Annotated in this window: 19 protein-coding genes; 9 read left to right on the forward strand and 10 right to left on the reverse strand. The window is 49.7% G+C overall.

Annotated features, from left to right (window positions below):
- Nucleotides 1-4 precede the first annotated feature (4 nt).
- Genes accC through efp form a run of 3 tightly spaced genes read right to left on the reverse strand, consistent with a single transcriptional unit; the run spans nucleotide 5 to nucleotide 2,499 of the window.
- Complete coding sequence (gene accC / locus EKK48_21715) at nucleotides 5-1,381, reverse strand: acetyl-CoA carboxylase biotin carboxylase subunit (protein ID RTL38524.1); 1,377 nt, start codon at nucleotides 1,379-1,381, stop codon at nucleotides 5-7.
- Between the two features lie 24 nt (nucleotides 1,382-1,405).
- Nucleotides 1,406-1,915: an acetyl-CoA carboxylase biotin carboxyl carrier protein gene (gene accB, locus EKK48_21720; GenBank protein ID RTL38525.1), complete on the reverse strand. Its 510-nt coding sequence runs from the start codon at nucleotides 1,913-1,915 to the stop codon at nucleotides 1,406-1,408.
- Between the two features lie 23 nt (nucleotides 1,916-1,938).
- The gene (gene efp / locus EKK48_21725) at nucleotides 1,939-2,499 is read right to left on the reverse strand and encodes an elongation factor P (protein RTL38526.1); all 561 of its coding nucleotides are present in this window, start codon (nucleotides 2,497-2,499) and stop codon (nucleotides 1,939-1,941) included.
- 228 nt (nucleotides 2,500-2,727) lie between these two features.
- Here efp and EKK48_21730 point away from each other — a divergent pair, with 228 nt between their 5' ends.
- Together EKK48_21730 and EKK48_21735 are read left to right on the forward strand one after the other, a co-directional pair.
- On the forward strand, nucleotides 2,728-5,430 hold the full coding sequence (locus EKK48_21730) for a valine--tRNA ligase (protein RTL38527.1): 2,703 nt from the start codon (nucleotides 2,728-2,730) through the stop codon (nucleotides 5,428-5,430).
- Between the two features lie 125 nt (nucleotides 5,431-5,555).
- On the forward strand, nucleotides 5,556-5,771 hold the full coding sequence (locus tag EKK48_21735; protein RTL38528.1) for a hypothetical protein: 216 nt from the start codon (nucleotides 5,556-5,558) through the stop codon (nucleotides 5,769-5,771).
- 64 nt (nucleotides 5,772-5,835) lie between these two features.
- Here EKK48_21735 and EKK48_21740 read toward each other — a convergent pair whose 3' ends face one another.
- Entirely contained in the window at nucleotides 5,836-6,528 is a 693-nt protein-coding gene (locus EKK48_21740; protein ID RTL38529.1) for an SOS response-associated peptidase, read from the reverse strand.
- A 183-nt stretch (nucleotides 6,529-6,711) separates the two neighbouring features.
- Here EKK48_21740 and EKK48_21745 point away from each other — a divergent pair, with 183 nt between their 5' ends.
- Entirely contained in the window at nucleotides 6,712-6,999 is a 288-nt protein-coding gene (locus EKK48_21745; protein ID RTL38530.1) for a hypothetical protein, read from the forward strand.
- A 126-nt stretch (nucleotides 7,000-7,125) separates the two neighbouring features.
- Here the strand turns inward: EKK48_21745 and EKK48_21750 are convergent, their stop codons facing one another.
- Nucleotides 7,126-8,898: a hypothetical protein gene (locus EKK48_21750; GenBank protein RTL38531.1), complete on the reverse strand. Its 1,773-nt coding sequence runs from the start codon at nucleotides 8,896-8,898 to the stop codon at nucleotides 7,126-7,128.
- A gap of 254 nt (nucleotides 8,899-9,152) precedes the next feature.
- Between EKK48_21750 and EKK48_21755 the strand changes: the two genes are divergently transcribed.
- From EKK48_21755 to EKK48_21765, 3 genes are read left to right on the forward strand one after another with little or no spacing between them, the layout of a single operon-like run.
- A complete protein-coding gene (locus EKK48_21755; GenBank protein ID RTL38532.1) occupies nucleotides 9,153-9,611 on the forward strand; it encodes a hypothetical protein in 459 nt (152 codons plus the stop codon).
- A 33-nt stretch (nucleotides 9,612-9,644) separates the two neighbouring features.
- Entirely contained in the window at nucleotides 9,645-10,031 is a 387-nt protein-coding gene (locus EKK48_21760) for a hypothetical protein (GenBank protein RTL38533.1), read from the forward strand.
- Between the two features lie 34 nt (nucleotides 10,032-10,065).
- Nucleotides 10,066-11,721: a hypothetical protein gene (locus tag EKK48_21765; protein ID RTL38534.1), complete on the forward strand. Its 1,656-nt coding sequence runs from the start codon at nucleotides 10,066-10,068 to the stop codon at nucleotides 11,719-11,721.
- Nucleotides 11,722-11,786: 65 nt separating this feature from the next.
- Here the strand turns inward: EKK48_21765 and EKK48_21770 are convergent, their stop codons facing one another.
- Nucleotides 11,787-12,296 (reverse strand): hypothetical protein, encoded by a 510-nt coding sequence (locus EKK48_21770; protein ID RTL38535.1) that lies wholly within the window; start codon nucleotides 12,294-12,296, stop codon nucleotides 11,787-11,789.
- Nucleotides 12,297-12,441: 145 nt separating this feature from the next.
- Between EKK48_21770 and EKK48_21775 the strand changes: the two genes are divergently transcribed.
- Entirely contained in the window at nucleotides 12,442-14,148 is a 1,707-nt protein-coding gene (locus EKK48_21775) for a hypothetical protein (protein RTL38536.1), read from the forward strand.
- A gap of 20 nt (nucleotides 14,149-14,168) precedes the next feature.
- Here the strand turns inward: EKK48_21775 and EKK48_21780 are convergent, their stop codons facing one another.
- The gene (locus EKK48_21780) at nucleotides 14,169-14,477 is read right to left on the reverse strand and encodes an FHA domain-containing protein (GenBank protein RTL38537.1); all 309 of its coding nucleotides are present in this window, start codon (nucleotides 14,475-14,477) and stop codon (nucleotides 14,169-14,171) included.
- A gap of 185 nt (nucleotides 14,478-14,662) precedes the next feature.
- Between EKK48_21780 and EKK48_21785 the strand changes: the two genes are divergently transcribed.
- A complete protein-coding gene (locus EKK48_21785) occupies nucleotides 14,663-16,933 on the forward strand; it encodes a tetratricopeptide repeat protein (GenBank protein RTL38538.1) in 2,271 nt (756 codons plus the stop codon).
- A gap of 122 nt (nucleotides 16,934-17,055) precedes the next feature.
- Here EKK48_21785 and EKK48_21790 read toward each other — a convergent pair whose 3' ends face one another.
- A complete protein-coding gene (locus tag EKK48_21790; GenBank protein RTL38539.1) occupies nucleotides 17,056-18,711 on the reverse strand; it encodes a response regulator in 1,656 nt (551 codons plus the stop codon).
- A 102-nt stretch (nucleotides 18,712-18,813) separates the two neighbouring features.
- Here EKK48_21790 and EKK48_21795 point away from each other — a divergent pair, with 102 nt between their 5' ends.
- Nucleotides 18,814-19,599, forward strand: a complete 786-nt coding sequence (locus EKK48_21795; protein ID RTL38540.1) for a DUF4239 domain-containing protein — start codon at nucleotides 18,814-18,816, stop codon at nucleotides 19,597-19,599.
- 40 nt (nucleotides 19,600-19,639) lie between these two features.
- Here EKK48_21795 and EKK48_21800 read toward each other — a convergent pair whose 3' ends face one another.
- Both EKK48_21800 and EKK48_21805 read right to left on the reverse strand, forming a co-directional pair.
- On the reverse strand, nucleotides 19,640-21,565 hold the full coding sequence (locus EKK48_21800) for a hypothetical protein (GenBank protein RTL38541.1): 1,926 nt from the start codon (nucleotides 21,563-21,565) through the stop codon (nucleotides 19,640-19,642).
- Between the two features lie 24 nt (nucleotides 21,566-21,589).
- Nucleotides 21,590-23,590: a serine/threonine protein kinase gene (locus EKK48_21805; protein RTL38542.1), complete on the reverse strand. Its 2,001-nt coding sequence runs from the start codon at nucleotides 23,588-23,590 to the stop codon at nucleotides 21,590-21,592.
- Nucleotides 23,591-23,712 lie beyond the last annotated feature (122 nt).

The following is a 23,712-nucleotide window of genomic DNA, read 5'->3' on the forward strand; positions in this document are numbered from 1 at the left end:
TCTCTTATTTGCGTCCGTTCGGCGCGACCGCTTCAGGCGCAACTGGAGTCATGTACTTCTCAATGAAGTCTGTGTGCACTTCGCCGCGCTGAAAGGCATCGTGAAGCAAAACTTTTTGATGAAAAGGAATCGTTGTTTTGATACCAGTGATGGCATATTCATCAAGAGCGCGCAACATGCGCTGAATAGCTTCCTGGCGGTCGCGTCCCCAGACAATAAGCTTGCTTACAAGCGAATCATAAAATGGTGGTATGGAGTAACCGGGATAACAGTGACTGTCAACCCGAACGCCAATGCCGCCAGGAGCGATATACGCTTCTATCTTTCCAGGCGAAGGCAAGAAGTTTTTATCAGGGTCTTCAGCGTTGATTCGACATTCAATCGAGTGACCACGAAACTCAATTTCTTCTTGTTTCAAGCTGAGCGGCAAACCGGAAGCAACTCGAATCTGCTCTTTGACAAGATCGACTCCGGTTATAGATTCCGTTACTGGATGCTCAACCTGAATTCTCGTATTCATTTCCATGAAATAGAACTTGTCGTTGGCATAAATGAACTCGAACGTTCCTGCGCCCTCATACTTGATGGCGCGCGCAGCGGCAACAGCAGTTTCGCCCATTTTTTTGCGCATGGCAGGCGTGATAACGGGGCTCGGAGACTCTTCTATCAATTTCTGGTGACGACGCTGTACAGAGCAATCGCGTTCCCCCAGATGGATGACATTGCCGTGCTGATCAGCCATTACCTGGATCTCGATGTGGCGAATAGGCTTCAAGTATTTCTCGATATAGACGCCACCATCTCCGAATGCTGCGGAGGCTTCACTACGAGCGGAAGCAATGGCCGTGCCGAGCTGAACTTGATCGACAGCCACACGCATTCCCTTGCCGCCACCGCCTGCAGTTGCTTTGACAATGACCGGATAGCCAATTTCTTCAGCGATTTTAAAGGCTTCGGCTTCGTTGGTAACTAACCCTTCGGTACCGGGTACAACGGGAACATTGGCTTTGCGCATCGTTTCTCGAGCGGAGGCCTTATCACCCATCATGTTGATTGCCTGAACGCTCGGACCAATAAATTTGATGCGGTGATCGGCGCAAATTTGGGCGAAATTGGCATTCTCCGAGAGAAAACCATAGCCGGGGTGAATGGCATCAGCACCTGTAACAAGCGCAGTGCTGATCAACGCGGGGATGTGCAGATAACTGCGGGCTGACTGGTGCGGACCGATACAGAAAGCCTCATCAGCCATCTGCACGTGCATCGATTCAGCGTCTGCTTGTGAATAGACCGCAACTGTTCTGATATCGAGTTCCTGACAGGCACGAATCACTCTCAAGGCGATTTCGCCGCGATTGGCAATCAATACTTTCTGAATCATCCAAACACCAGTAGCTGTAGGCTTTTAGCCTTTAGGGTCGACCAGGAAGAGTTGCTGACCATACTCAACGGTTGTGCCGTTGTCCACGCAAACCTTGACGATTTTGCCGCTCACTTCAGAAGGCATGTCGTTCATAAGTTTCATGGCTTCGATAATGCACACCGTCTGACCAACTGAGATGTGGTCACCTACGTTTACGAACGGGCTGGAAGTGGGAGAACCAGCCCGGTAGAAGGTGCCTACCATAGGAGAAGTAACGGGCACCAGGTTGCTAGTGTTGGCTGGTGGTTCAGGAGCTGTCTCCCTTGCAGGAGCAGGTGCGTCTTGTTTAGGTTCGAATGAAATCGGCTGCGCCTGTCTGACAGGCGCGACCGGAGCCGTCGCTGCGACAGGCAGCTCCGCACTGATGTGATGGACCGCACCACCTTTTTTGACCGTTATTCGGTGATCGCCGAACTCGATGGTCAATTCGGTTATGTCGGTGCTGCTAACAACCGCAAGTAGATTGCGGATTTGTTCTAGATCTATGTTCACCCGCGCTGCCCCTAAATGTACGCCTATACTCTTGTCAAATACTTGCGGCTTCTTGTGTCGACCTTGATCTTATCTCCACGTTTGATGTGGAATGGAACGGTGATGGTAGCACCGGTTTCCAGCGTAGCAGGCTTACCGCCACCAGAGCTGGTGTCACCTCTTTCATCAGGTGCACACTCGGTGACTTCGAGCTCAACGGTGTTCGGCAACTCCACTCCGATTACTCTGTCTTGAAACTTCAAAACAGTGATGCCTTCCAGGCCTTCTTTCAAAAATTCTGCCGAAGTGCCGATCTGCTTTGGTGCAAGTTCAATCTGGTCATAGCTGCTCACGTCCATCATGGTGAAATTGTCACCGGCCTTGAACAGATATTGCATGTCGGATTTCTCAACAACTGCACTTGGAACCTTTTCACCGGCTCTGAATGTATTTTCCAAAACAGCTCCAGTTTCAACGTTCTTCATTTTCGTCCGCACAAAAGCTGAGCCTTTACCCGGCTTGACGTGCATCGCTTCAACGATCTGCCAAACGCCATTGTTGTATTCAATTGTCACACCCGGTCGAAAATCATTGCTGGAAATCATGACGGTTCCGTAAATCGCTTGAGGCTCAGCGAGTAGTCAAGTTAAAAGAGTGGCCGCCTCCAGCCATGGCTGATTCTAACATCCTTACTATTGGGTCAAGGTGGTTGAAATTGTGTCAAAAAATGACCCTTTCAAGCGCCGCGCGGGTTGCCGCGTGACCCGTAACCCAGCTATAATCGCGATTTCCTAGCCCTGCCCACGAACAAAGCGAGCCTATAGAACTTAATCATGTCTACACCATCAGCAACAAAACAACCCTCAGAGAGTTCAAAGATGGCTTACAACCCAGCCGAGGTGGAGGCGAAGTGGACCAAGCACTGGTTCGACAACGATGTTTTCGACCTTGACATCAATCCTGACAAGCCGAAATACTCGATCGCTCTGCCGCCGCCCAATATTACGGGCAATTTACACATGGGACATGCTCTCAATGGCACGCTACAGGACGTTTTGATTCGGCTCAAACGCATGCAGGGCTATAACGTGCTCTGGCAGCCCGGTACTGACCACGCGGGCATTTCAACTCAGATAGTAGTTGAAAGAATGCTCAAGAAAGAAGGCAAAAACCGTCGCGACCTCGGGCGCGAAAAATTTATCGAAAGAGTCTGGGAATGGCGAAACGAATCGGGCAATACGATTCTCAGTCAATACAAACGTCTCGGGGTCAGCTTCAACTGGGACCGCCTTGCTTTCACTATGGATCCGGAATATGTGAAAGCGATATATCGGGCTTTCGTCACTCTCTACAAAGATGGTGCGATTTACCGAGGCAATCGTATTTGCAACTGGTGCCCTCGCTGCTTGACTAGCCTCTCTGACCTGGAAGTCGAGCACGAAGAGGAAGCCGGGCACCTCTATCTGATCAATTATCCGGCTGTCGATGGGTCTGGAAGCCTAACTGTCGCGACCACTCGACCCGAAACAATGTTCGGAGACGTCGCCGTAGCCGTACACCCTGATGACGATCGCTACAAGCAATTTGTCGGAAAGATGGTTCGCCTGCCTCTCACCAACCGCGAAATTCCAGTTATTGCTGATTCCTATGTGGAGCGCGACTTTGGTACGGGCGCTCTAAAAATCACACCTGCTCACGATGCCAATGACTGGGAAGTTGGTCAGCGTCACAAGTTGCCGCAACCAGCGGTTATCGACGCCGAAGGCAAATTGTGTGCAAACGAATTCGTTCCAGCAGATTTGCAAGGCAAAGATCGCTTCAAAGTGCGCGAATTGGCGGTTGAACAGCTCAGTCAACAAGAGCTACTCAAAGAAGTACAAGATTACACGCACGGAGTAGGGCACTGCGAACGGTGCCACACCGTAATCGAGCCGTACCTGTCGGATCAGTGGTACGTATCGATGAAAGAGCTTGTCGAGCCGGCGATCAAGGCTGTAGAAGACGAACGCATCGTCTTCGTGCCTGAAAGGTATACGAACACTTATCTGGACTGGATGCGCAATATTCGCGACTGGAATATCAGCCGGCAGCTCTGGTGGGGGCACCGTATTCCTATATGGACCTGTGACAATGGTCACGAGGACGCATTTGAAGAACCACCTGGCGAATGCACTAAATGTGGTTCCAAGAACCTGGAACAGGACCCAGACGTGCTCGACACGTGGTTCAGCTCAGCTCTGTGGCCGTTCGCTACGCTCGGCTGGCCTGGCGAATCGGTTGTGCTAAAAGAGTTTTATCCGACCACAGTTCTGTCAACGGCAAGAGAAATCATTAATCTCTGGGTCTCACGAATGATTTTCATGAGTTTCAAGTTCATGAAAACCATTCCGTTTAAACACGTTTTAATTCATCCGGTTGTTCAAACACCTGATGGCAAGCGCATGTCGAAGTCGAAGCAGAATGCCATCGATCCGCTCGACATGATAGGCAAGTACGGCGCTGATGCCAATCGTTTCCTCTTCACTTCGATGGGAATCAAGGGCGATCAAGACGTTCGTTTTCGCGAAGACAGATTGGACGAATACAAGAAGTTCAGCAATAAGCTGTGGAACACGGGTCGCTTTGTGCTTGCACAGTTGGAAGGATTCAAACCGGCCGGCATCGATATTTCCAAGCTGACTCTGGCGGATAGTTGGATCTTGCACCGATACAACAGCATGCTGGCTGTGATCAACGAGGCCTACAACACTTATGACTTCCAGGTCGTAGCCGGTGAGTTGCACGAATTCATCTGGGACTACTTCTGCGACTGGTATCTGGAAATCGCCAAGATTCAACTAGCGCAGGAAGCTGAAGGTAAACTCGCAGACGGGCAGACCAGGAAGGTTTTGCACACAATTTTCGAAGGACTGATGCGAGCCCTGCATCCTATCATGCCCTTCATCACAGAGGAATTGTGGAGTCAGACGCCTAAAAATGTCATGTTCCAGCAGTTGATATCGGTGATGTTTGCACCATATCCGCACCAGGACGATCGCTTCTTGAACCCCGCATCAGAAGAGAAGATGGCATTCCTTATTCGCGTCATTCGTACGATCCGCGATATGAGACAGACCTTCAACGTACCGGCATCAGCAGAAGCTGAAGTGATTATTTCAGTTGAGAATCAAACTGAATTGGATTGGCTCGAAGCTGGTCGCGGCTACATTCAGCGCCTGAGCAACAAAATCAACCCGCTCACCATGGGTGTTTCACTGCAGGCACCGGGCAAAGCTGCGCGTAAGAAAGTCGGCTCGGCGACTATCTACATTCCTCTGGCAAACTTGATTGATGTCCAGAAAACGAAAGAGAAATTGCAGCAACGAGTGCAACCGATTGAGAAAGAAATTGCCAAGGTCAAGGAGAACCTGGAGCGACCTGGATTCAAAGAAAGAGCGCCAAAAGATAAAGTAGAGGCGATGGAGCGGCAGCTGCAGGACCTTTACGCCCAACTCGAAAGCGTCAAGGCACAGCTCGCTATTTTGGACGAAGTCTGACGGGAACTTTCAAATTCAGGCAAAGTCTATTGGTGCAGCAGAGGAGATCGCCGATATTTGAGTACTCCGGCTTGAACTCTGCGCCAATTTGAAAAAGGGATGCGGATTCGCTAGTCTAGAGTGATATGGATAAGAAAACTCCAGGTCTTAGACGTAATGAGCGCCCGACCGAAGTCGAAGAAGAGCGCACAGACAAGAGCGGTCTTAAACCGGAAACGAAGTCGCAAGGTTTAAAGCCCGACACACCTAAAGTTCCTGAAGCCGATCCAGTCGATTTAGAGCATGGCGACGACGAAGAGTCTGAAGATGACGACGATGAAGACGAAGATTCGGCAGACTGAGGTTCAACGGACTGTGAGGTTCAGCGGACTGAGATTCAGTTGACTGATGCTCGCCGAAAGGCTCTCAAGAAGAATTGGCCATGGCCAGGGTACATTCTTTCGTATTGTTTTTGACGCTATTTACTAGCGTTGATACGTGATAAGTTTCGATCGTTCCTCTATATGGTTCCAGGTATTTAGCCAATACGGAAGCATCCTTAGTATCCGGATCAAGCCATACGGACTCACCCTCTGAACTCAGGATAGCAGGCATGCGGTTGTGTATCGGTGCCATCGTTTCATTACAGGGCACTGTTATGATCGCACAGGTACGAATATTGACTGAGCCGTCGGCCGAGTGCCAGTCATCATACAAGCCGGCAAATCCCATGAGTTCTTCGCCGGGCAACCGTATTCTGATAGGCTGCTTTTTTCCATCTACGGTTTGCCACTCATAAAATCCATCAGCAGGAATGATGCAGCGCTTCCTGGCCAGAGAGCTTTTGAATGAAGGTTTTTCCAGAACTGTTTCAACACGGGTATTTATAAATGGTTTATGACTGCGAGTGTCCCGGACCCAGAATGGCACCAGACCCCATTTGACGATTTGCATGACCCGAACTTGCTGGTTGTCTTCGGTTGTCTGGTTGAGAATAGCCGGCACCATATGCGATGGCGCCACATTATAGTTCGGGGTAAGGTCAAAAATTTCCTTGAGCACGTTGAACCGCTCAAGAATCTCTTCGGTTGTTTTTGAAATTGTGTATCTTCCACACATACCTTAATACTACAAAATAAAGACCTTCCCCGGGCTAAAACCAGCTCATGTAACGAACTGAGCATGTTCGACATCGATGAGTGGGATTATTTCGGGCTTCACAAAATGCACACATGCAAAGCGTAAATTGTCCTCACAAGAAAGAACGGTAAGGAGCGGATTGAACCGCCACTGGAGGTAGAAGTGAACTCAGCGACTAAATTTATCGGAGTGACCAATGCCCTTTTCCTGATCAGTTCACTCATTTTCACACCGTCAACCATTGCAAAAACTGCGGCATCCGAGCCAACGACGCCGTCAACACAAGTTGCTCCCCTGGCTGAACCGTACGAACCAGGCAGCTCAACTGTTCAGAATGACTGGCAATTCAGCCCGGGCGAAAAAACTTCAATTGCTGCAAACTATCGCAGTCACAGCCATCGTTCCGGCTCACATTGCCGAAATTCACACCACCACCATTCCTCCACATAACTCCCTCCTATGCAAAAACAAGAAACAGGGCTGTTCCCCGCCCTGTTTTTTGTTATCTATTGAGAGTCCGTAAAGTCCAGATTAAAAGCTGTCTCCTGTAGTGGCAGCAATTCTCACTATTTAAGTTCACTCAAACTTCCAGAAGTGTCCGTCTTCGTCAGGATCAGGGGCTTGAGCAGACTGATCGGTGACGCTGGGCAACTTGAACGTCTGATAGCCGCCAGGGCTTGCGCCGGCACCAGGAGCAGCTTTACGCGGATCGACGGGTTTACGGGTGCTGGTCGAGCTGAAAGTTATCATGCCGTCCGGACCTCTACTGGGTGCTACTGCATTTGGTGCGCCCGTGACACTATCCGAATTACTATCGGTATAACCACTATCACTGTTACCGGTACCACTCTCTGCTGACTGACCTGATTGTGTAGTGTCCATTGCCGGCTGTGGAGGCATGAGCATTATCACCGCCGCCGCGCCTGCCAAAATGACCAGACCAGCGACCAAACTGAACAGCATGTTTTTCTTGCGACGGGACTGGAGAGGACAGTCGACAGTCATAAACTTTCCGTCGGCACGTCCGTAGAGGGTGAATTTCTCCCGGTTCTCTCTGCTGAAAATTAGCGCATCAGCTTCGGGACGCTCAAGTCCGTCGAAATTGTATATGGCGGTCTGACACTTCGTGCAGTAGCGAAACTTCTCTTTTGAGTCAGTCTCATTCCATACGAACGGACAGGTAGAAGCGGATTTATCAGCTTTGACATAATTCGGAGGAGGCTTTGGGGGCTGCTTCGATTTTTCCGAAAGCAGTGCGGCGACCCTGGCCTCTTCACGATGCTTGGACTCAGAAACAGCCTGCAAAAGAATGGCGTGATCCAATTTTGTTTTAGCCACAAACTGCTCGCGCGCTGCTGGTTTTCTTCTCAATGGTGCTGAGGAATCAGTCACCTGTTCTGGTTTTGCTTGTTCTGCCTTAGCCTCAACAACAGGAGCGGATTTTTCGGCAGGCGGCGATGATTTGCTTTCTTGTTGCGGTGTCGCAGCTGTAGTCTTCCAACTCGAACTTTCTCTCAACGACTCGAGCACATCAAAATTCGAAGCAGTCATGGTCTTTGAAAATATCGGCAATTTGCTCTGCATCGTATTTTGAAATGATCGAATTCGAGCAATTCTTGCCGCCACAGCTTTGCGCTCACGCATCTGTGGATCGGGAATTGTTTTAGCCAGTGCCTTGAGTGAAACGCCTTCTTGTTGCGCGTCCGAAGTGTTCTGGCCTGCACTGACAGGCTCGGGAATCGTCTTGGCTAGTTCTTTGATGGCAGAGACAGATTCTCCACTCGTGGCTTTGGAATCGACAGCTGCATGATTCGATATATCAGAAGCATTTGCTCCGACAACCCCTTCCACAGACTCGGCAGGCTGCGCTTTCTGCTTTGCTGCAGGCTCTTTGCGAGGATCAGGCATGGTCTTTGCAAGCCGGCTTCGATAAGCCTTGAACTCTTCCGGAGTGAGCGAGTCAACATCGACGTCAAGGTCGAAATCTTGCTCCAACAAAGTTTTTGCCACTAAATGCCTTCCGGATTCTGAAAGTTGAGGCTCATTTGTGTGCGATTCCGAATCTGCCAACTGCGCAGTGGGGGAATGCTTACCAGACTCAGCAAGCTCCTTGATTTTTTCCAGAGTAGGCAAGTCGTTTTCAAGCAAAGTCTTTGCCACTTTACTTTCACCCGAATCTGCATCGGCGGGCGCATCAGACTCAATGGGTGCGCCGGTTAACGGCTCAATTAAGTCACCAATGTTTATATCCAGGCGTGTCTTGTCCACCGGCTGCTTCTCAGCCGGTACATTTTTGCTCTTTTTACCATCGCCGGAAGAGCGGTTCTCGTCCCCTTTTTTCTCAGCCACGTGCTTCTCCACATGATTGATTGCCTGACCACATCATATATGAGCATTAGATAGTGTGCAAAATTCAGCGCCTCTGGGGGTTGCAAGGTCATGTACTATAAGAGCGATCGGCCGCAAGGTATATGGCATCCTAATTTCTTACGAAATTTCGTAGACGTCTTTGTGTGGACCGGGGCGAGCCAGAGTTGATGAGACGGCAAAAACTATACAGTGGCAGTGTGCGCCAAATACGCAGCCAATCTGGTGCCTCCGGCATGTCTGAATTCGGCCCAGCTCTCGGCGTATTGCTGATTGCTATCTTTTTCCCGCTCATCGATCTATTGAGCGTTTGTGTTTCTTATGGTCTGGTAGTGGTTCTCAACAACAATCAAGTGCATGAAGCCTCATTGCTTCCCTACACAGATGCGGGCAACCCAACGGGCGCAGTGATGAAAGGTATACCAGACACCTGGTCGAACGGCATGGGTCACTTCGTCAAAAAAGAGGGCAATGTCGTCACCCAGGTTGGCTATCGGGTTGGCCAGAAAAGTTCCGACTCAGGTAATAAAGACATAATTGACAGAATTGTGCGTGTCACCACAACAGTTAAATGTTCACCATTTCTTCCGATACCGCTGCCGGTGGCTAACGTGCCCGGTCTTAACGGTCCGATGTTGTTCACGGTTTCTTCAGAGCGGCCAATGGAAAACCCAGATTTCGCGCCTCAAAGCTAAGGGCTGCTGAAACAAAGAAATGAAGGTTAAACCATGAAAAAGAACTCCAGGTCAAAAAATGGCTCAAGCCTCGCAGAGTCGGCGGTAGCTGCCATCATTCTGGTACCGATTGCACTTGCCATTATCGACCTGATCGTCATAGTAGCTGCTAATGGAATCAATGACACGGCGGCAAAAAGTGCTGCCAGAGCCGCCGCCAATCAACAAGATGCAGTCACGGCAGGACAAGCTGCAACAAATGCTTTCAGCACTTTTCACACTTCCAATGTGATCACAGCTTTCAGTGGCGACTCAGATTGGAATCCGGAGCGAGTCGTTGTCGAAACTAGAATTACGGTGCACTTGCCTGTGCCCTTCCCTGGCTTCAGCGACCTTACCTTCAAAGCAAAGGACGTCGAGCCTGTAGTGGCACACAATTGAATTTGAATTTGTATGTAGCAGCCGGAGAAAGATAATGCCCTCACCACGTCGAAGAAAAGGCTCAGCAATCGCCTTCAGCGCTGTGCTCGCGCTCGTGCTTGTTGTGCTTGGTATTGGATTTTTTCTTCTTTCTATGTATATGGGTGCGCAGAACGAAACCAAAAATGCCACCGATGCCGGTGCCCTGAATGTGGGCAAACAAGTTCTCAACGACAACCTGGTCACCGTGACGATCGGTGGTACTGCGCAGGAAGAATTTTTCAGAGATGTAACGAACATAACAATCCCTGTGGGAAATGTCGGAGATGGAAAAGTCAATTTGACCAACATCAATAGAGTCTGGGCCAAAGCTCTCATGGTGGCGATCAATGCAGACGCTGCCGGATCAGCTGCCGGCTCTGCTGCATCCAGCGTTCAAGCTGCATACGACGGCGCTCAATCTTTGAGCAACAAATTGTCCGACAAACTGACCGCTGAAAATAACTTGCACGGCTACTTTGAAGATTATTCCAAACAAAACTCCACTCGCATGATCGGTATCGACACAAAGGTCGTAACACTTCCTGGTGCACAGACCTGGCAGACGTCTTTGATGGACAGGGCGAAGGAGAGCAACATCGAAATCGACCCGACGACATTACCCATCGGTTACAACCTGCCCGCCGACTACGATACGCCGACGACTCGAAATCCCGTCCCCTCAGGGGCAACCGGAAAGACTTTCTTGAAAGGATATTTTCCGCTTACTGTTTCAGGACACACCTACTGGACAGTGCCGTTCCAATATGACGGCAAGCCGCATTTAGTCTCCAGAACGCTTTTCGAAGCTGAACAAAAACCTCCTCATGATCTTGGCGCGCCATGGAACAAACCCGTTCCTAATGCTTTTTCAGTAGGAGGTAAAGTAGCGACTAAACCGGGTGTCACCAGTGAGACTGCTATGTCTTGGGTACAATCGAACCCGAGACAAACATTTCCCTTTCAATTTCCAAACGGCTTCATCAGAGTCGTATTAAAGAAACACACGTTGCAGTGGACCTTACTTGGAGTTGATACAGACTCCACAACATACCGACCATTTCCGGTCGAAGAAAAGGAGAGTGGCGACGGCGTTCCTTACCCGCTCGTACCCATCTGCGCTACGGTTTCGGGAACTGCACATATGGCGATGGAGTACATTCCTCCCACTCTCAACTCGGCGATCAACTACAATACGCCGCCCTTTTTGCCGGGAAGTTCGCCGAATCAACCAATGAAATTTCTTCTGCAGCGCTGCCAGGAGATGGTGCCTGACTGCAAAATGTCAGACCTGGTCACTGCTTTGAACGAATGTCCGACCCTTCCGGAAGACGACGACCAAAAGTTCTTCATATACCCTCTAAATGGAAAGATCGTAGCTACTCCCAAGCTGATGACGCCGCCGCCTCTAGGTTGCGATGCTAGTGCAGACCCGGAGGGTGATGAGGAGTGGAGCGAATCAAAAAAATATTTCGAACCCAATTTTTTCATTGAGCACTTTACCTGCAACGGCACTCCAGCACCCCCTTTCCCAATGCCTATCATCACCACTGTGTCGCGCTCATGGAAACCAGGCACAGGTTACAAGAAAGGCTGTCTGGGTGAATTGACCGTCGGGCACGACAGCACAGCCAACATCATCCCTGGATTTTGCAGTTGCCCGATTATTTAGCCGAAGGAGAGTGATTGCACGAAAGTCCCTGCCAACTCAGACATCGAATGGACAACCGAACCAAGCTAGTTTTGCTTCATCCACACAACATTGATAACGGTCTCGGGATGTTTGACACTCCTTGAAACAGTTATATTACCCTGCTGTTGCCCCTTGATGGCGTTAAGGACAAACAAGCGACCAGCCTTCTCCTGCGTTCCCATAGCCGATTGCTTCGGCGTTCGCACTTGCCACCCCATATTGACGCACTGCACTTTGTACCATTCGAAGACGCCTTTGCCATCATCTCTTGTGATCAATGTGAGATCAGCCATCGGCACACCTTTGGTGGTGTTTGTAAAGTTGGTAGAAATAATATTGCTGGAGTAAACGGGCAATGGAAAGTTGCTCGGCGCCTTGAGCGAAATGTGGGCACCTTCAAGATGATTGCTCAATCGAGCCTCTTCAGTCGATTTGTAGGGCGATTTTTCTACTTTTGACGTTTGACTAAGGCTTGAGACGTCTGAAGTAAGCGTCAACACGCCTACAAAAGCAGCAGTCAGACCGACCAATTTTGCTGAATTCGAAAACTTCAATTTCCCGCTCCATCTATTTCAAAGATTATAACAATGAAGAGATTGCGGTGTCTGGAGACTACGAAGCGAGTGAACCTGCGGGCGGATTTCTGTATGATAAGAGTGAATATGACTGCAGCGATTCGAAACAACCCGGAGCTTGAACGTGACGGCACAAGAAGGGCAAGGAGCCGACGATCAAAGGCATCAAAACCCACCCAGCACTGAATCTGACGCTGAACAGCCTGGTCGTAAAGTGGCTAAAACAATTGTGGAAGGTGCGCTTCCGCAGATTCCAGATGCCTCGCAATCGTCTCCGGCTAGCGAAGAGCAAACTAAAGGTCAGGAGCCAAAACGCGTCGCAAAGACGATGCTGGAGTTGAATAGACCAAGCGCTGATGAAATCATAGCGGCGTCGTCGGATGCAGCTCAGGAGAAGCCCACAGATAGAAAAGTAGCAAAGACGATGCTCGACATTTCTCGTCCTGAGCCGGATCAAACAGCGGCAGTTGCTGTTGACTCAACTGAAAACGAAAACGCCGGCACTAAGCGCATCCCAAAAACGATGCTCGAAATCAACCGACCCGATATTAGTGCAAGCACTCCGACCGATGCTACAACAGCACCAGAAGTACAATCGCAATCACACAAGCAGCCGGCACCGAAGAAAACGATGTTAGAGATGTCGCTGCCGGCGCAGTCGGACACTCTCAAGCATGTAAAAAAAGTATCGAAAACAATGCTCGACGTGAACAGTCTCGATGCGATTGGCATGGCAAAAGCACTCAAACAAGAACAACTGAAAGAGCCTGTTCCAGTCAAAGTTCGCAAGACATTGACGAGCGAACTGGCAATTCCAAATCTCAACGAATCGCTCCATCCCACCACCACAGACGATACCAAGACAGTAGTCAGTGCCGGTGCCAACTCCAACCAACCAAACCCAGAAACGCAAGCTGATAAGCCATCGAGCAGCACCAGGAATCAGAAGAAGAGAACCAGGGGTACCGAGCGTTTCGTGGCCAAAACAATTCTGGATCACTCTGTACTGTCCGAACAGTTGGTGAAGTCGCACGAAAAGGAAAAGATGAAGGCGGCATACATCGCCCAGGAGCGGACACAAGAGCCGGTTCGAGAATTTCACGCCGTAGATTCAAAGAAATTAGCCTCGCCTTGCGCCTGGACATGGAGTGAATCAAACTCCAGCAAAGGCAGAGTGAGAGCATGCGAAAAGTGCCAGACGAAAGTCTACGACTTGAGCGGCATGGAAATGCCGGAAGCGGAGGCACTCATCTTCAAACACGAAAGCAAGAATAAATTTTCACTCTACAAGCGCAGTGACGGCAAGTTCATGACCAGCGACTGCCCGGTGCAAGCACAGCGCAAGCGCAACTTAATTCTGCTTTGCCTGACTGGTGCACTGATTATAATATGCGTCCTGGCTTTTATGCTCATGATGCCGCCGCCTAAACATGCACCAGATATGGTGCAAGGTTCCGAACGCAAGAATGAGCACACAACAAGTCAAAGCACCGGCGAGCCTGGTAGCTCTAATCAAGCTGGTGCTGATGCCGGTGCGAAAACCACGATGCCATCAACGACAAGTTCAGACCGATCCAGCGGAAAAGTGCACTTTGAAGCCGGTCGAGCTGATCTACAAGAAGCCCCAAATCCGGGGCTGTTCCCAACCGTAAAAGCGACCCCGGATGCCTCGGAAGCCAAAAATAACGGCGGCACTGACAGCTCGAGCATTCCTGCCAACAGCACTTCCGGTCAAAACGGCGCTGTTAACAGCACAGCCGGTCAGAGCATCCCGAACACTACCAGTTCGACCGGCGATTCAAGCAGCAAATACTGGGACGACGGCAAGTAAGCTGTTGTTCAATTGGAACTTTATTCGATGCGGAAATTCGTACGTCCGACCTTGATGATATTGCCGGGGGCTAGTTGCCATGGTCCGGTTATCAGTTGGTCGTTGACGGTGGTTCCATTCGAGCTCATTAGGTCTTCCAGCCACCAGCGCCCCTGATCCCAAAATATTCTGGCGTGGTTCGCCGACGCATATCCATCTTCTTGCAAGACCACTTCGTTTTCCGGTGCACGGCCGAGGTGCACAGACGGTCCGCTGAGTGTATAGCGTTCGTTGGTGGCTAGATTGACAAGAACTGGAAGAGTACCGCGAGACGGAGGATTACCGGTCATATATCTTGAGTCCTTTCTGATACAGCAACTTTATTGTAGACCGTGGCCGAAAAATCTGTAGGTCCATTTTACATTTAGGTCTAGGGTTCGGTGGGTATGATCTTAAAAGTCATACAATCCTCAGCAAACCGATTGCTGAGCAGAAAGGCTCATACACTAGCGCGCGCTCTGAGCCGCGAGGGGAAATGCTCAAGTTTAATAAGCCAGCGAGATTAGCAAACTTGAGCGGTCTGCCCGAGCAGACCATACTTGTGCAGCTAACTAAGGAAGCTGACAAGAATCCCAACCGGGGAGTAGATGTTTCCTGGCCTGTCGCCGGAAGCAAGACCGAAGTCTATACACTTTCATGCCAGATTGTTGTACAGAAAGGTCTTATCGCCAAACCGCAGCAATCCAACGGTCCAAGGGTGCCTGAGTGGACATTGAGCAGGGAGACTCTTGCCGACCCCAAATCGATTAACCCGCCCGCGCCACCTTTGACAATATGGCGGCACACAACTGGCGACCTCGAACTGCTTTTCAATCTGATCGCGTCTGAGGTGCAGCCCAAAAAGGAGCCTGACCCCCTCAGTGGCGACAATATCTTTCAAAATGCCAATCGCGGTGACATTAATCGAGCCCCAACCGTTCCGGCATTTGCCCAGGAGCCTATCAGCAAAGCACTCTCGACCGGCGACCACCAGACTTTTGGGCAGGTAACACTGGCTGGAGACCTTGCCAACGTCGACTTACCGAGCGTTTTTCAGTCTGTAAGTCTCTGCAAGATGACCGGCAAACTGAATCTGTATCACAAGACTGTCCAGGCCGAAGCATATTTTACCGACGGACTGCTGGTTCACGCGACCGCTCAGCATGCGGTCTCTGGAATATCACTACAGCTAACTCCCGATCAGATTCTGCTCGAGTTGCTTACCTGGGAAACCGGGACTTTCAGATTCCAGCCAGGTTGGCCGACTAACACTGTATCTATCAATCGCCGCCTCGAGTCATTTTTGCTCGAAGGAGCAACACTCACAGATTACATAAAATCGCTGGACAAGCAAGGTTTCACGGAGCAGAGCGCCCTCAGTGTAGTACGAGCGAATGAAGCGAATCTCGAGGAATCTCTGAGAAAAGGTATTCCGGTTGAATTACAATTGCAGCGCGAGATCTATTCCAAGATCTCCAATAACACACCCGTTGCTGATTTAATCGAGGGCTATCCGAAGTCAATCTGGGCGCCGATCATCTTCAATCTGCTCAATTTGCAGCTTGTCACCATATCCGGTGCCAAGGACAGCCTCCTGGAAGTCGAACAGATCGATCTCGATCTGTCACTGGCAGATCAAGCAGCACGTACTTTATCTCACCCGGAAACAGGTGTTGTAACGTTTCCAATGTTCGTCTATTTTTTGCAAAAAGAGGCGGCGCGCTACCGTAAATCAAAATTGCCATTCTCGATGGCTCTCGTGGACATTACCTGCGACACTCCTGGGCTCATAGAACAATCAGTAGAGATGGTCGCTAATGCCTTTAACTTGCACAAGCAGCCATTCGACATTCTGGCTAACTTTGAAACAGCGTACACGCGAGAGTACGCTATGCTCCTGCCTTTCAAAAATCCAGCGGCAAGCTACCTGTTCCTTGACGGTATGCTGATGACGCTGAGAGCCTCTGGATTCTTTACACGAGCCAATATCACATTCGGGGTGGCATCCTACCCCGGTGATGCGACCGACGTTCACCAGCTGGCCTCTGCCGCAAACAATGCCAAAAAGCGAGCACACAGCAAGGGCAAAACGATAGCTACATTTAGCGGCGTTGAACTGGAAGCATGGGAAGAACTTCACCAGAAAGGCGATTCCGCCATTGCTGCCGAGAATCTGGAGATGGCGTCAGACATATGGTTGACAGCCTTAACTGAAGCGGAAAATTTTGAAGAATCAGATCCTCGATTAATTGTCACCCTGGATCGTTTGAGCGGCATTTATCTCGTTCAACGCAAATTCGACATGGCAGAACCACTGCTGAGGCTGTCCTTAGATCTGAAAGACAATCTCGGCATGGAACAGGAAATGGTTTCAACGCTCGATCAAATTGGACGTTGTTACTACGAACAACAGAAGTATCAAGAGTCTGAAAATTCAATGCTCCGCTCTGCTCAACTGTGCACTGAGCTGTACGGTCCAGAACATGAATCACTGGGAAATGTTTATCACAATCTGGCTACCGTTTATCATGTTCAAAATCGCTTTGCGGAGGCGCTGCAAGCCTACCAGAGCGCTGTTTCCATCAAAAGACGAGTGCTGGGCAAGGAACACCCTGAAGTAATCCAGCTAACTGAAAATTATGCCAAGCTGTTGAGGCGACAGAACCAGCCGGCAACAGAGCCGAGCGACGACCTGTTCATCACAGGAAGATGGAAACAACTGCGATTCGACCCTACGGCCGTGGCGCCATCCAAACAACCTGGCTGATCTTCCTGAACCGTCGAAACTTTCGCAACCGTCGCAACTCTCACGACCGTCGAAACCGTCGCAAGCTTCGAAAACCTGGAGTACTTGGAACAGTTCGAACAATGCGAGAAGAGAGCGGTCAATTACATGTTGGATGCCTGATTGGCGCCGGTGGGGCTGGCAATGGAGGATCTTCCCAATTCCTGAGCTTTAGCAAGCAGAATCTGAGTAGCAGCAATCCACCCCTGTACGCTGAAGTTCTGATGCGGCATGGGCACGATACCTGCGCTGGCGGTAGCGTAGAATCCAACACCACTCTCGGAACGGTGCTCAATTGCCGAAAACCTATCAAGCAACAATTTCACAAGATGCATAGTTTCCCTTTCGGAAAGATCTTCAATTACCACTGCGACTGAATCTGGACCATGCCTGCCGACGATCGCGTTTCTCAACCGACTCCTGAGAAGCGATGCCAGTGAAACAATGAGCATGTCACCGGCGGCGAAACCAAGCCCTTCATTGACACGACTAATATCATCGATATCCAGTATAAACATGACGAGTTTCCGATCTACGCCGCGCTCATCCTTGGTCGGCATCACCATCAATTGCTGGACCCACTGCGAAAACGTTGCAATTTCAGTGAGACTGTCTCTGGTTTTTTCCAGCTTTTTCCTTCGCGAACGTTCTGCTTTGGTAGCAACTGCTGCACCAAGACGTTCTCTTGAAACCGGCTTAGGCAGAAACTCTTCAGCACCTAACTTATGAGCATAAATCTTGGATTCAATATGAGTTTGAGTAGAGAGAAAAATAATTGGAACTTTAGCGTAGTTCTTGGTGGTACGAACATATTTAGCCAGGTCAAAACCGGTCATTTCACCGAGCATGATGTCGAGCAAGAGAAGATCCGGATTGAATGCCTCGAGAGTGGCCGGAAACAGTTTCGGATCCATAATCGACTCGACATTACAACCAATAGACTGCAATACTGCACGAATATAAGCAGATTGATCGGGGTCATCTTCGACCGACAAAACCCTGTAAGGAACGGGACGCTTAGAGTCGATGAGGCGACGAAAGTGATTGATCGTATCCGGCCACGACACTTCCGTATCGATAATCTTGTCGACACCAGACAGGGCAGCCCGAATGCGATCTGCCTGCCCTCGCGACTTCTCGATCAATACAACGAGTGTTTCTTCGCCCTCAGGAATACTGCGTAACTTCTCGATTGTATCGAAGACAGTGTTGTCGATTACCTTCAAGCCTATGATCAAACCTTTCGGAATCCTTTCACGAATTGCTCGCTGAGCGGCAAAGATCGATCTGTGATCGCGAACAAGCAATCCTTCATGCTCAAGCAAATTGGTCAAATTGCGATTGGCATTCTCATCGTCTTCGATCAATATGACGTCTAACTCGATAGGCGTCATGATCGTGTCATTAAGAGGCGGTAGCTCTGGCTTATCGACGTTCTGCCCAAGCAAAATAACGCGAGCCGATTCGACTAACATGCGCAAGTGCTTGCGATCGTCGTCCTGGAAAATTGCCTTGCTGTTAATGATGTCGTCGCAAAACTTTTCGCCGTAACCACCGACATCTGTAATGGTCGGCATGTCGTAGGTGCCACCTGAGCCAGCCAGCCAGTGGAAGTGTCTCATCACCTGACGCATCACGTCCAGATCAGATGGAATCTGATCGAGTGCACCAATGAGAGTATCAATCTGTTCAAGTCGCTGCATGGACTTAACCATGAATTGCTCTTTCATTTGAGCAAACGCTTGTTGCCAGGCTTCCATCCAAAAATCCCTGAGTGGACCAATATGACCTATAGTTTACCAAGTTGCAGCAAAAATACAGGCATATAATAAGGCGTCTGAAACCGGCTGAGAGTGCTTGAAATGGACGCGTGGATATTCGGTGCTGCCGTGGTTGGCGGAGCAGTATTATTTTCCAGTCTCGGTGTCGTGCTTGTCAGACGCCAGATGGTTATCGGCAACTTGAAAAAGCACCATGAAGTGGCTGGATACCTGCTTTCGATTGTCGGCACTCTTTATTCCGTATTGCTCGGTCTGATCGTCGTCGAAACGCAGACAAAATTCGATCAAGCAATAGCAATGTCTCGTCAAGAAGCTGACTCTTGCCTGGACATGTTCCATCTAGCATATGCATTTCCCATGCCAGTGAGAAAGAAACTGCACACATACTTACAAGAGTATTTGCAGACTTTAGTGGACAAGGAATGGGACAGCGTCAACGAAGAGGGCGCTTTTCAGCAAATTGCAAAACATCCATTCCGAAATATTTGCTGGACACTTCTTGACTTCGACCCACAAACGGCGAAGGAACAGCAAGTATATGAAAAGTACCTTGATAACATAGAAGAGCTTGCAGATGGACGCCGATACAGGCTACAAGTCGCGCATGCCGGCTTGCCGAGCGTGCTCTGGGGTGTGCTCATAGCAGGAGGAGCACTGACAGTCCTATTCACCTACTTCTTCGAAGTGGAGGACGCATGGGCACAGATTTTGATGACAGCCCTGGTCTCACTGGCGCTGTCACTGAATGTGCTTCTGGTTGCTCTTTTCAACAACCCGTACAAAGGATTTCTGCGCATTTCATCGTATTCGTTCAAATACGATCTGAAAGTAACTAAAGAGCTTTTACAGGAGCGTCCCGATCCTTAAGTGGCTCTCCTGTTAAGGACGTCCATCGTTCCTTCAAATACTAAAATGTAAATGCAGTGCCAGCTGCGTAAACAGCGAGCATCAAAAGACTTGCGAACAAAACGTTGAAACGAATTCTGCGAGCGGTTCCGTGCAAATTTAGAAAAACATATGACGATGCCACCACGGTGGAAACGAGCAAACAGAAAACCAAACTGGCATGATGCAAAATGAATGAGTCCACATCGTTGCCGCGCTCTGCTTCAATCCACAACCGCCTCGGTCTGAATTGCGCACCTTCAGGAATAAATTGCGCGCCCTTATTCTCTGACAATTCACCATTTGTCGAGACCACAAGCTGCGGCTTCAGATCCAATTTTGCAGAACGAACGCCGAATAACTCCACTTTGCCTTTCGGATAGGAAACAAGAAGCTCATAACAATCAAGAACACCAGGCTTGAGAACTTCCCTGGAGTTTGATAAATCGGAACGCCATTTGTCGATCTGCCGCAAAACATCATCCGCATCGGTGGCGATGAATTCAGCGCGTTTCAGCTTAGGTTTAGAAGCGGACCTCGTAAAAATATTCTGGTAGGCTGAAAGCCCCGCTTCAGAAGGATAATGCGAATGATCAAGATAGTAAGCATTAGCGCTCGCCATCTGGTTCTGCATCTGGTCACCAAGAAGCAGTTCAGGATTATTCTGAGTGTAGAAGACAGTGCCGTCATCAGCAACGAGTGAATCGTTGATAGGTCTTTCATCAGTTTCACGATTTGAATTCGCTGCTTTTCGTAACCAGTATTGCTTCTCGAAAAACGAACGTACCAAAACTTCCAGGTGGCTTCGCCAGTCAACCACGAAGCTCACAGGCACAGTTATAGATGTATCTCCTTGCTGGACTTGCGCGGCGTCCTGGCGCACCAGGTTGACACGTGTGCTCCCTGACATGCTTTTGTAGACATGGGGCATGGCGACGTAAGCATCAAGTGGAGTCACTTTACGTGGCTGCAGATATGCAGCCACAAGGAGGACAACGAAAAAAACAGTGGCGCCGATTCCGAGAGCGACAATGTTCGATCTCTTTTTGACAAATTCTCTAAGAGACCAACCAATATTACTCAAATCGAGACTGCGCGCAATTTCTTCTTTACCGTGTGCAAGAGCGGAAAGTCGGCTGTCTGTGTTGAGCAGTTCCTTTCTCACTACCGAGGCGTTGGTTCTACTCTCCCGTTGCTCCTGTCCATCCTTTTGTGATCGACTCCTGCGATGCGGCTCCTCTTTCGCGTCTTCGTCACGGAATTTATGAGGACCGGTTGTTTCGCCCTTGTCGCGAGTTTTGCTTTGTGTTGATTGCGTTGTTGAATCCTGATCTTTCTTTTCATTCGCTTTACGAATAGCATCCATAAGCCAGCCAGACTTTGTCTCTCGTGGCTCGTCCTCTGCAAAAACAAAGTCCAGGTCATCGGGGTCTTTCTCCAGATCAGTAGCGGATTTGGCTACTGACGAACTGGACTGCTCTTCGTCAGTAGCCTGCTTTGCATAGTATTTCAAAGTCGAACGAAATTGTTCCGCTTGCTCGGCACTGCCGACTTCAGGCTCTGAGTCGGCTTCGGGTTCGCCGAAAACCAGTTTATCGCTGATCATTTTTGCGCGAAAAAGCAAATCATTTGCTTCTTCATCTTTGCCGACCTGTTCATAAATATTAGCCAGACGCACCATGCTTGATACCACCTGATCGCTCTCTTCACCGTAGAGCTCTTTGTTGGTAGCAATGGTGCTCAGAGCGAATCGAATCGATTCCTCAACATCACCGCGTTCTTGCGCAATCAAACTCAGTGCGTCGTAACACTGTAAATTGCTTTTCTTGTCACCGCGTTTGATTACATCAAGCAGTACTTTTTCAGCTTCTTTCAGTTGCCCACCGGCGACAAGCGCCTGCGCTTCCTGCAACAGCTCCTCGGTACTTTTTGTGGGTTCTAAAGACATAAAATGACCAGAGCATCTGGAGCACTAACCAAGATTCCATCCAAGTTCTTCGACGGCCTTGTCAAAATCCAAACGCGATCTTTGCGAAAAATTGAGCAAAATGACGGCACGACCGATATCGAGCATAGCAGCGTTTATCAGAGTAGTGCAACGTTTAGCAACTTCCAGAAGGGAACGGTCCAACTTACCGTCTGCAATCAGCATGGCTGAGACCTGTCCACCGTGGCGGGCTGTTATTTCCCGGGCTTTTTCTATGTCAAGATCTGTAATTACCTTAGCGGCTTTGAGCAAATCAAGTTCGGTCGTGGGTGGGGCTGGTGCGCTGACCGGCGTCGGTTCTGGGACCGGCGTCGGTTCCGGGACCGGTGACGGGATTGGGAGCGGTGTCGGTGCAGGGATCTGCGTCGGTGCAGGGACCGGTGTCGGGATCGGGAGCGGTGTCGGGACTGGTGCCGCGGTCGGAGCTTGACCCACGCCGGCGACGTCGTTCTGCGTCGTGCTTGTGTCGGCACCTTCAGCTACGTTGGTAGCCTGCATGTTCTCGCCAACTGGTCCGCCCAAAGGCGGTTGACTGGGAGGCGATTGCGACGGAAATGAACCGAGAGCTGGCAAGGCGCCACTATTACTGATGCCTGCAAGAAGCCTGGATAGATCTTGCTGCAGTTCTTCCATGTTCTGATAACGTTGGGCGGGGTCCTTCTGCAACGTCTTTTGAATTATTGCTTCCACCGTATTAGGAATCCGAAATCCTAGCTCTAAAGACGCAAAGGTAGGAGGTTGTTCATAGATATGCTTGTAAAGCGTTTCAAAGATATCCTTGCCCTTAAACGGCAAATATCCTGTGGCAGCCTGAAACATGACAATACCCAGAGAGTAAATGTCGGTGCGATGATCGACCTGCTCAGCCCTGCTCTGTTCTGGACTCATGTAGGCGGGGCTGCCCATAACAGCACCAGTCTCCGTCATTTTCAGCGCTTCTTCGTCTTGCGTAAAAAGCTTGGCGATGCCGAAATCTAAGATTTTGGCAGTAACAATATTGTGTTCGTCTTTGTAGAGGCGAATATTGCTAGGTTTAATGTCACGATGAATCACGCCACGTTTATGAGCGTGAGCCAGCCCCTTGCAACATTGAATGAAAACATCAAGGAACTGTTGACTGGTAAGCCGTCCCTGATTAGCAAAAATCGTATCCAGACTGGGTCCATCGACGTAATCCATGACGATGAACGGTCTTCCAAGCGGACTCGTACCGTAGTCTTGCACGAGTACTAAGTTGGGATGAGAAAGAGCAGCAGTCGCTTTAGCCTCTTGTTCGAAGCGCTTTTTATTGACTTCCTCCCTGAGCATGTGAGGGTGCATCACCTTGAGAGCTACGACTCGTCCTATCTGTATTTGTTTAGCTCGGTAGACAGTACTGGTGGCGCCTTTGCCAATTTCATCGATGATTTCATAGCGCTGGGCGAAGATTGAACCACGTGCTTCGGAAGAGTAGTCTTTATCAGCCGCTGCCACTCCTGAATTGTCAGCTGCTAACTGAGCCGGGCTTGGTCTGAGGAAATCAGGAATTGAGGCCGCCGGACCGACTTCGTTGACGCTGTCTGAAACCAGCGTATGTATCATCAAGGCATCAGCTGATTCATGAGTCCAGATAATCGGCGAGTCGACCTGATGCCCATCGCGCAAAACCCAACGCGCATCCTCGGTATAAGGGTTCATGCCGCACGTCACGGCGAGCATGCGCTTGTCGTCATTGACTTGCCAGGCGATGTACACAGTTTTGCGAGGACTCTTTTGAGCATTAGACAGACTGAAAGTAATATCGTCTGCAGTTGGCACAGCCGATAGTATTGCGACCTTGAGCGGTCCACCTCTTTTGTTAAACGAGTCGTTCAGTGGCATGAATTGTCTCGTATCTGTCCCGCAACAAGTAGTAATGTTGCCATTATACGGCGATCCTAGGAAATTAGAGCAGACATTAAGTTGACTTGCAATTGCCAAAGAGAGCAGAAAACCTCGGTTTTGCATATTTTGAGTGACACTTATGACACCATATTCAGTGCAAATTGCGGTTCAGGAGCTTCGTATGCAAGGCACGCATCTTTGATGACTGTTAAGCATTTCAGGATGCAAGGCAGAATATGTTGCTG

Source organism: Candidatus Melainabacteria bacterium (genome assembly GCA_003963305.1).
In the GTDB taxonomy this organism is placed as follows: Bacteria; Cyanobacteriota; Vampirovibrionia; order Obscuribacterales; family Obscuribacteraceae; genus PALSA-1081.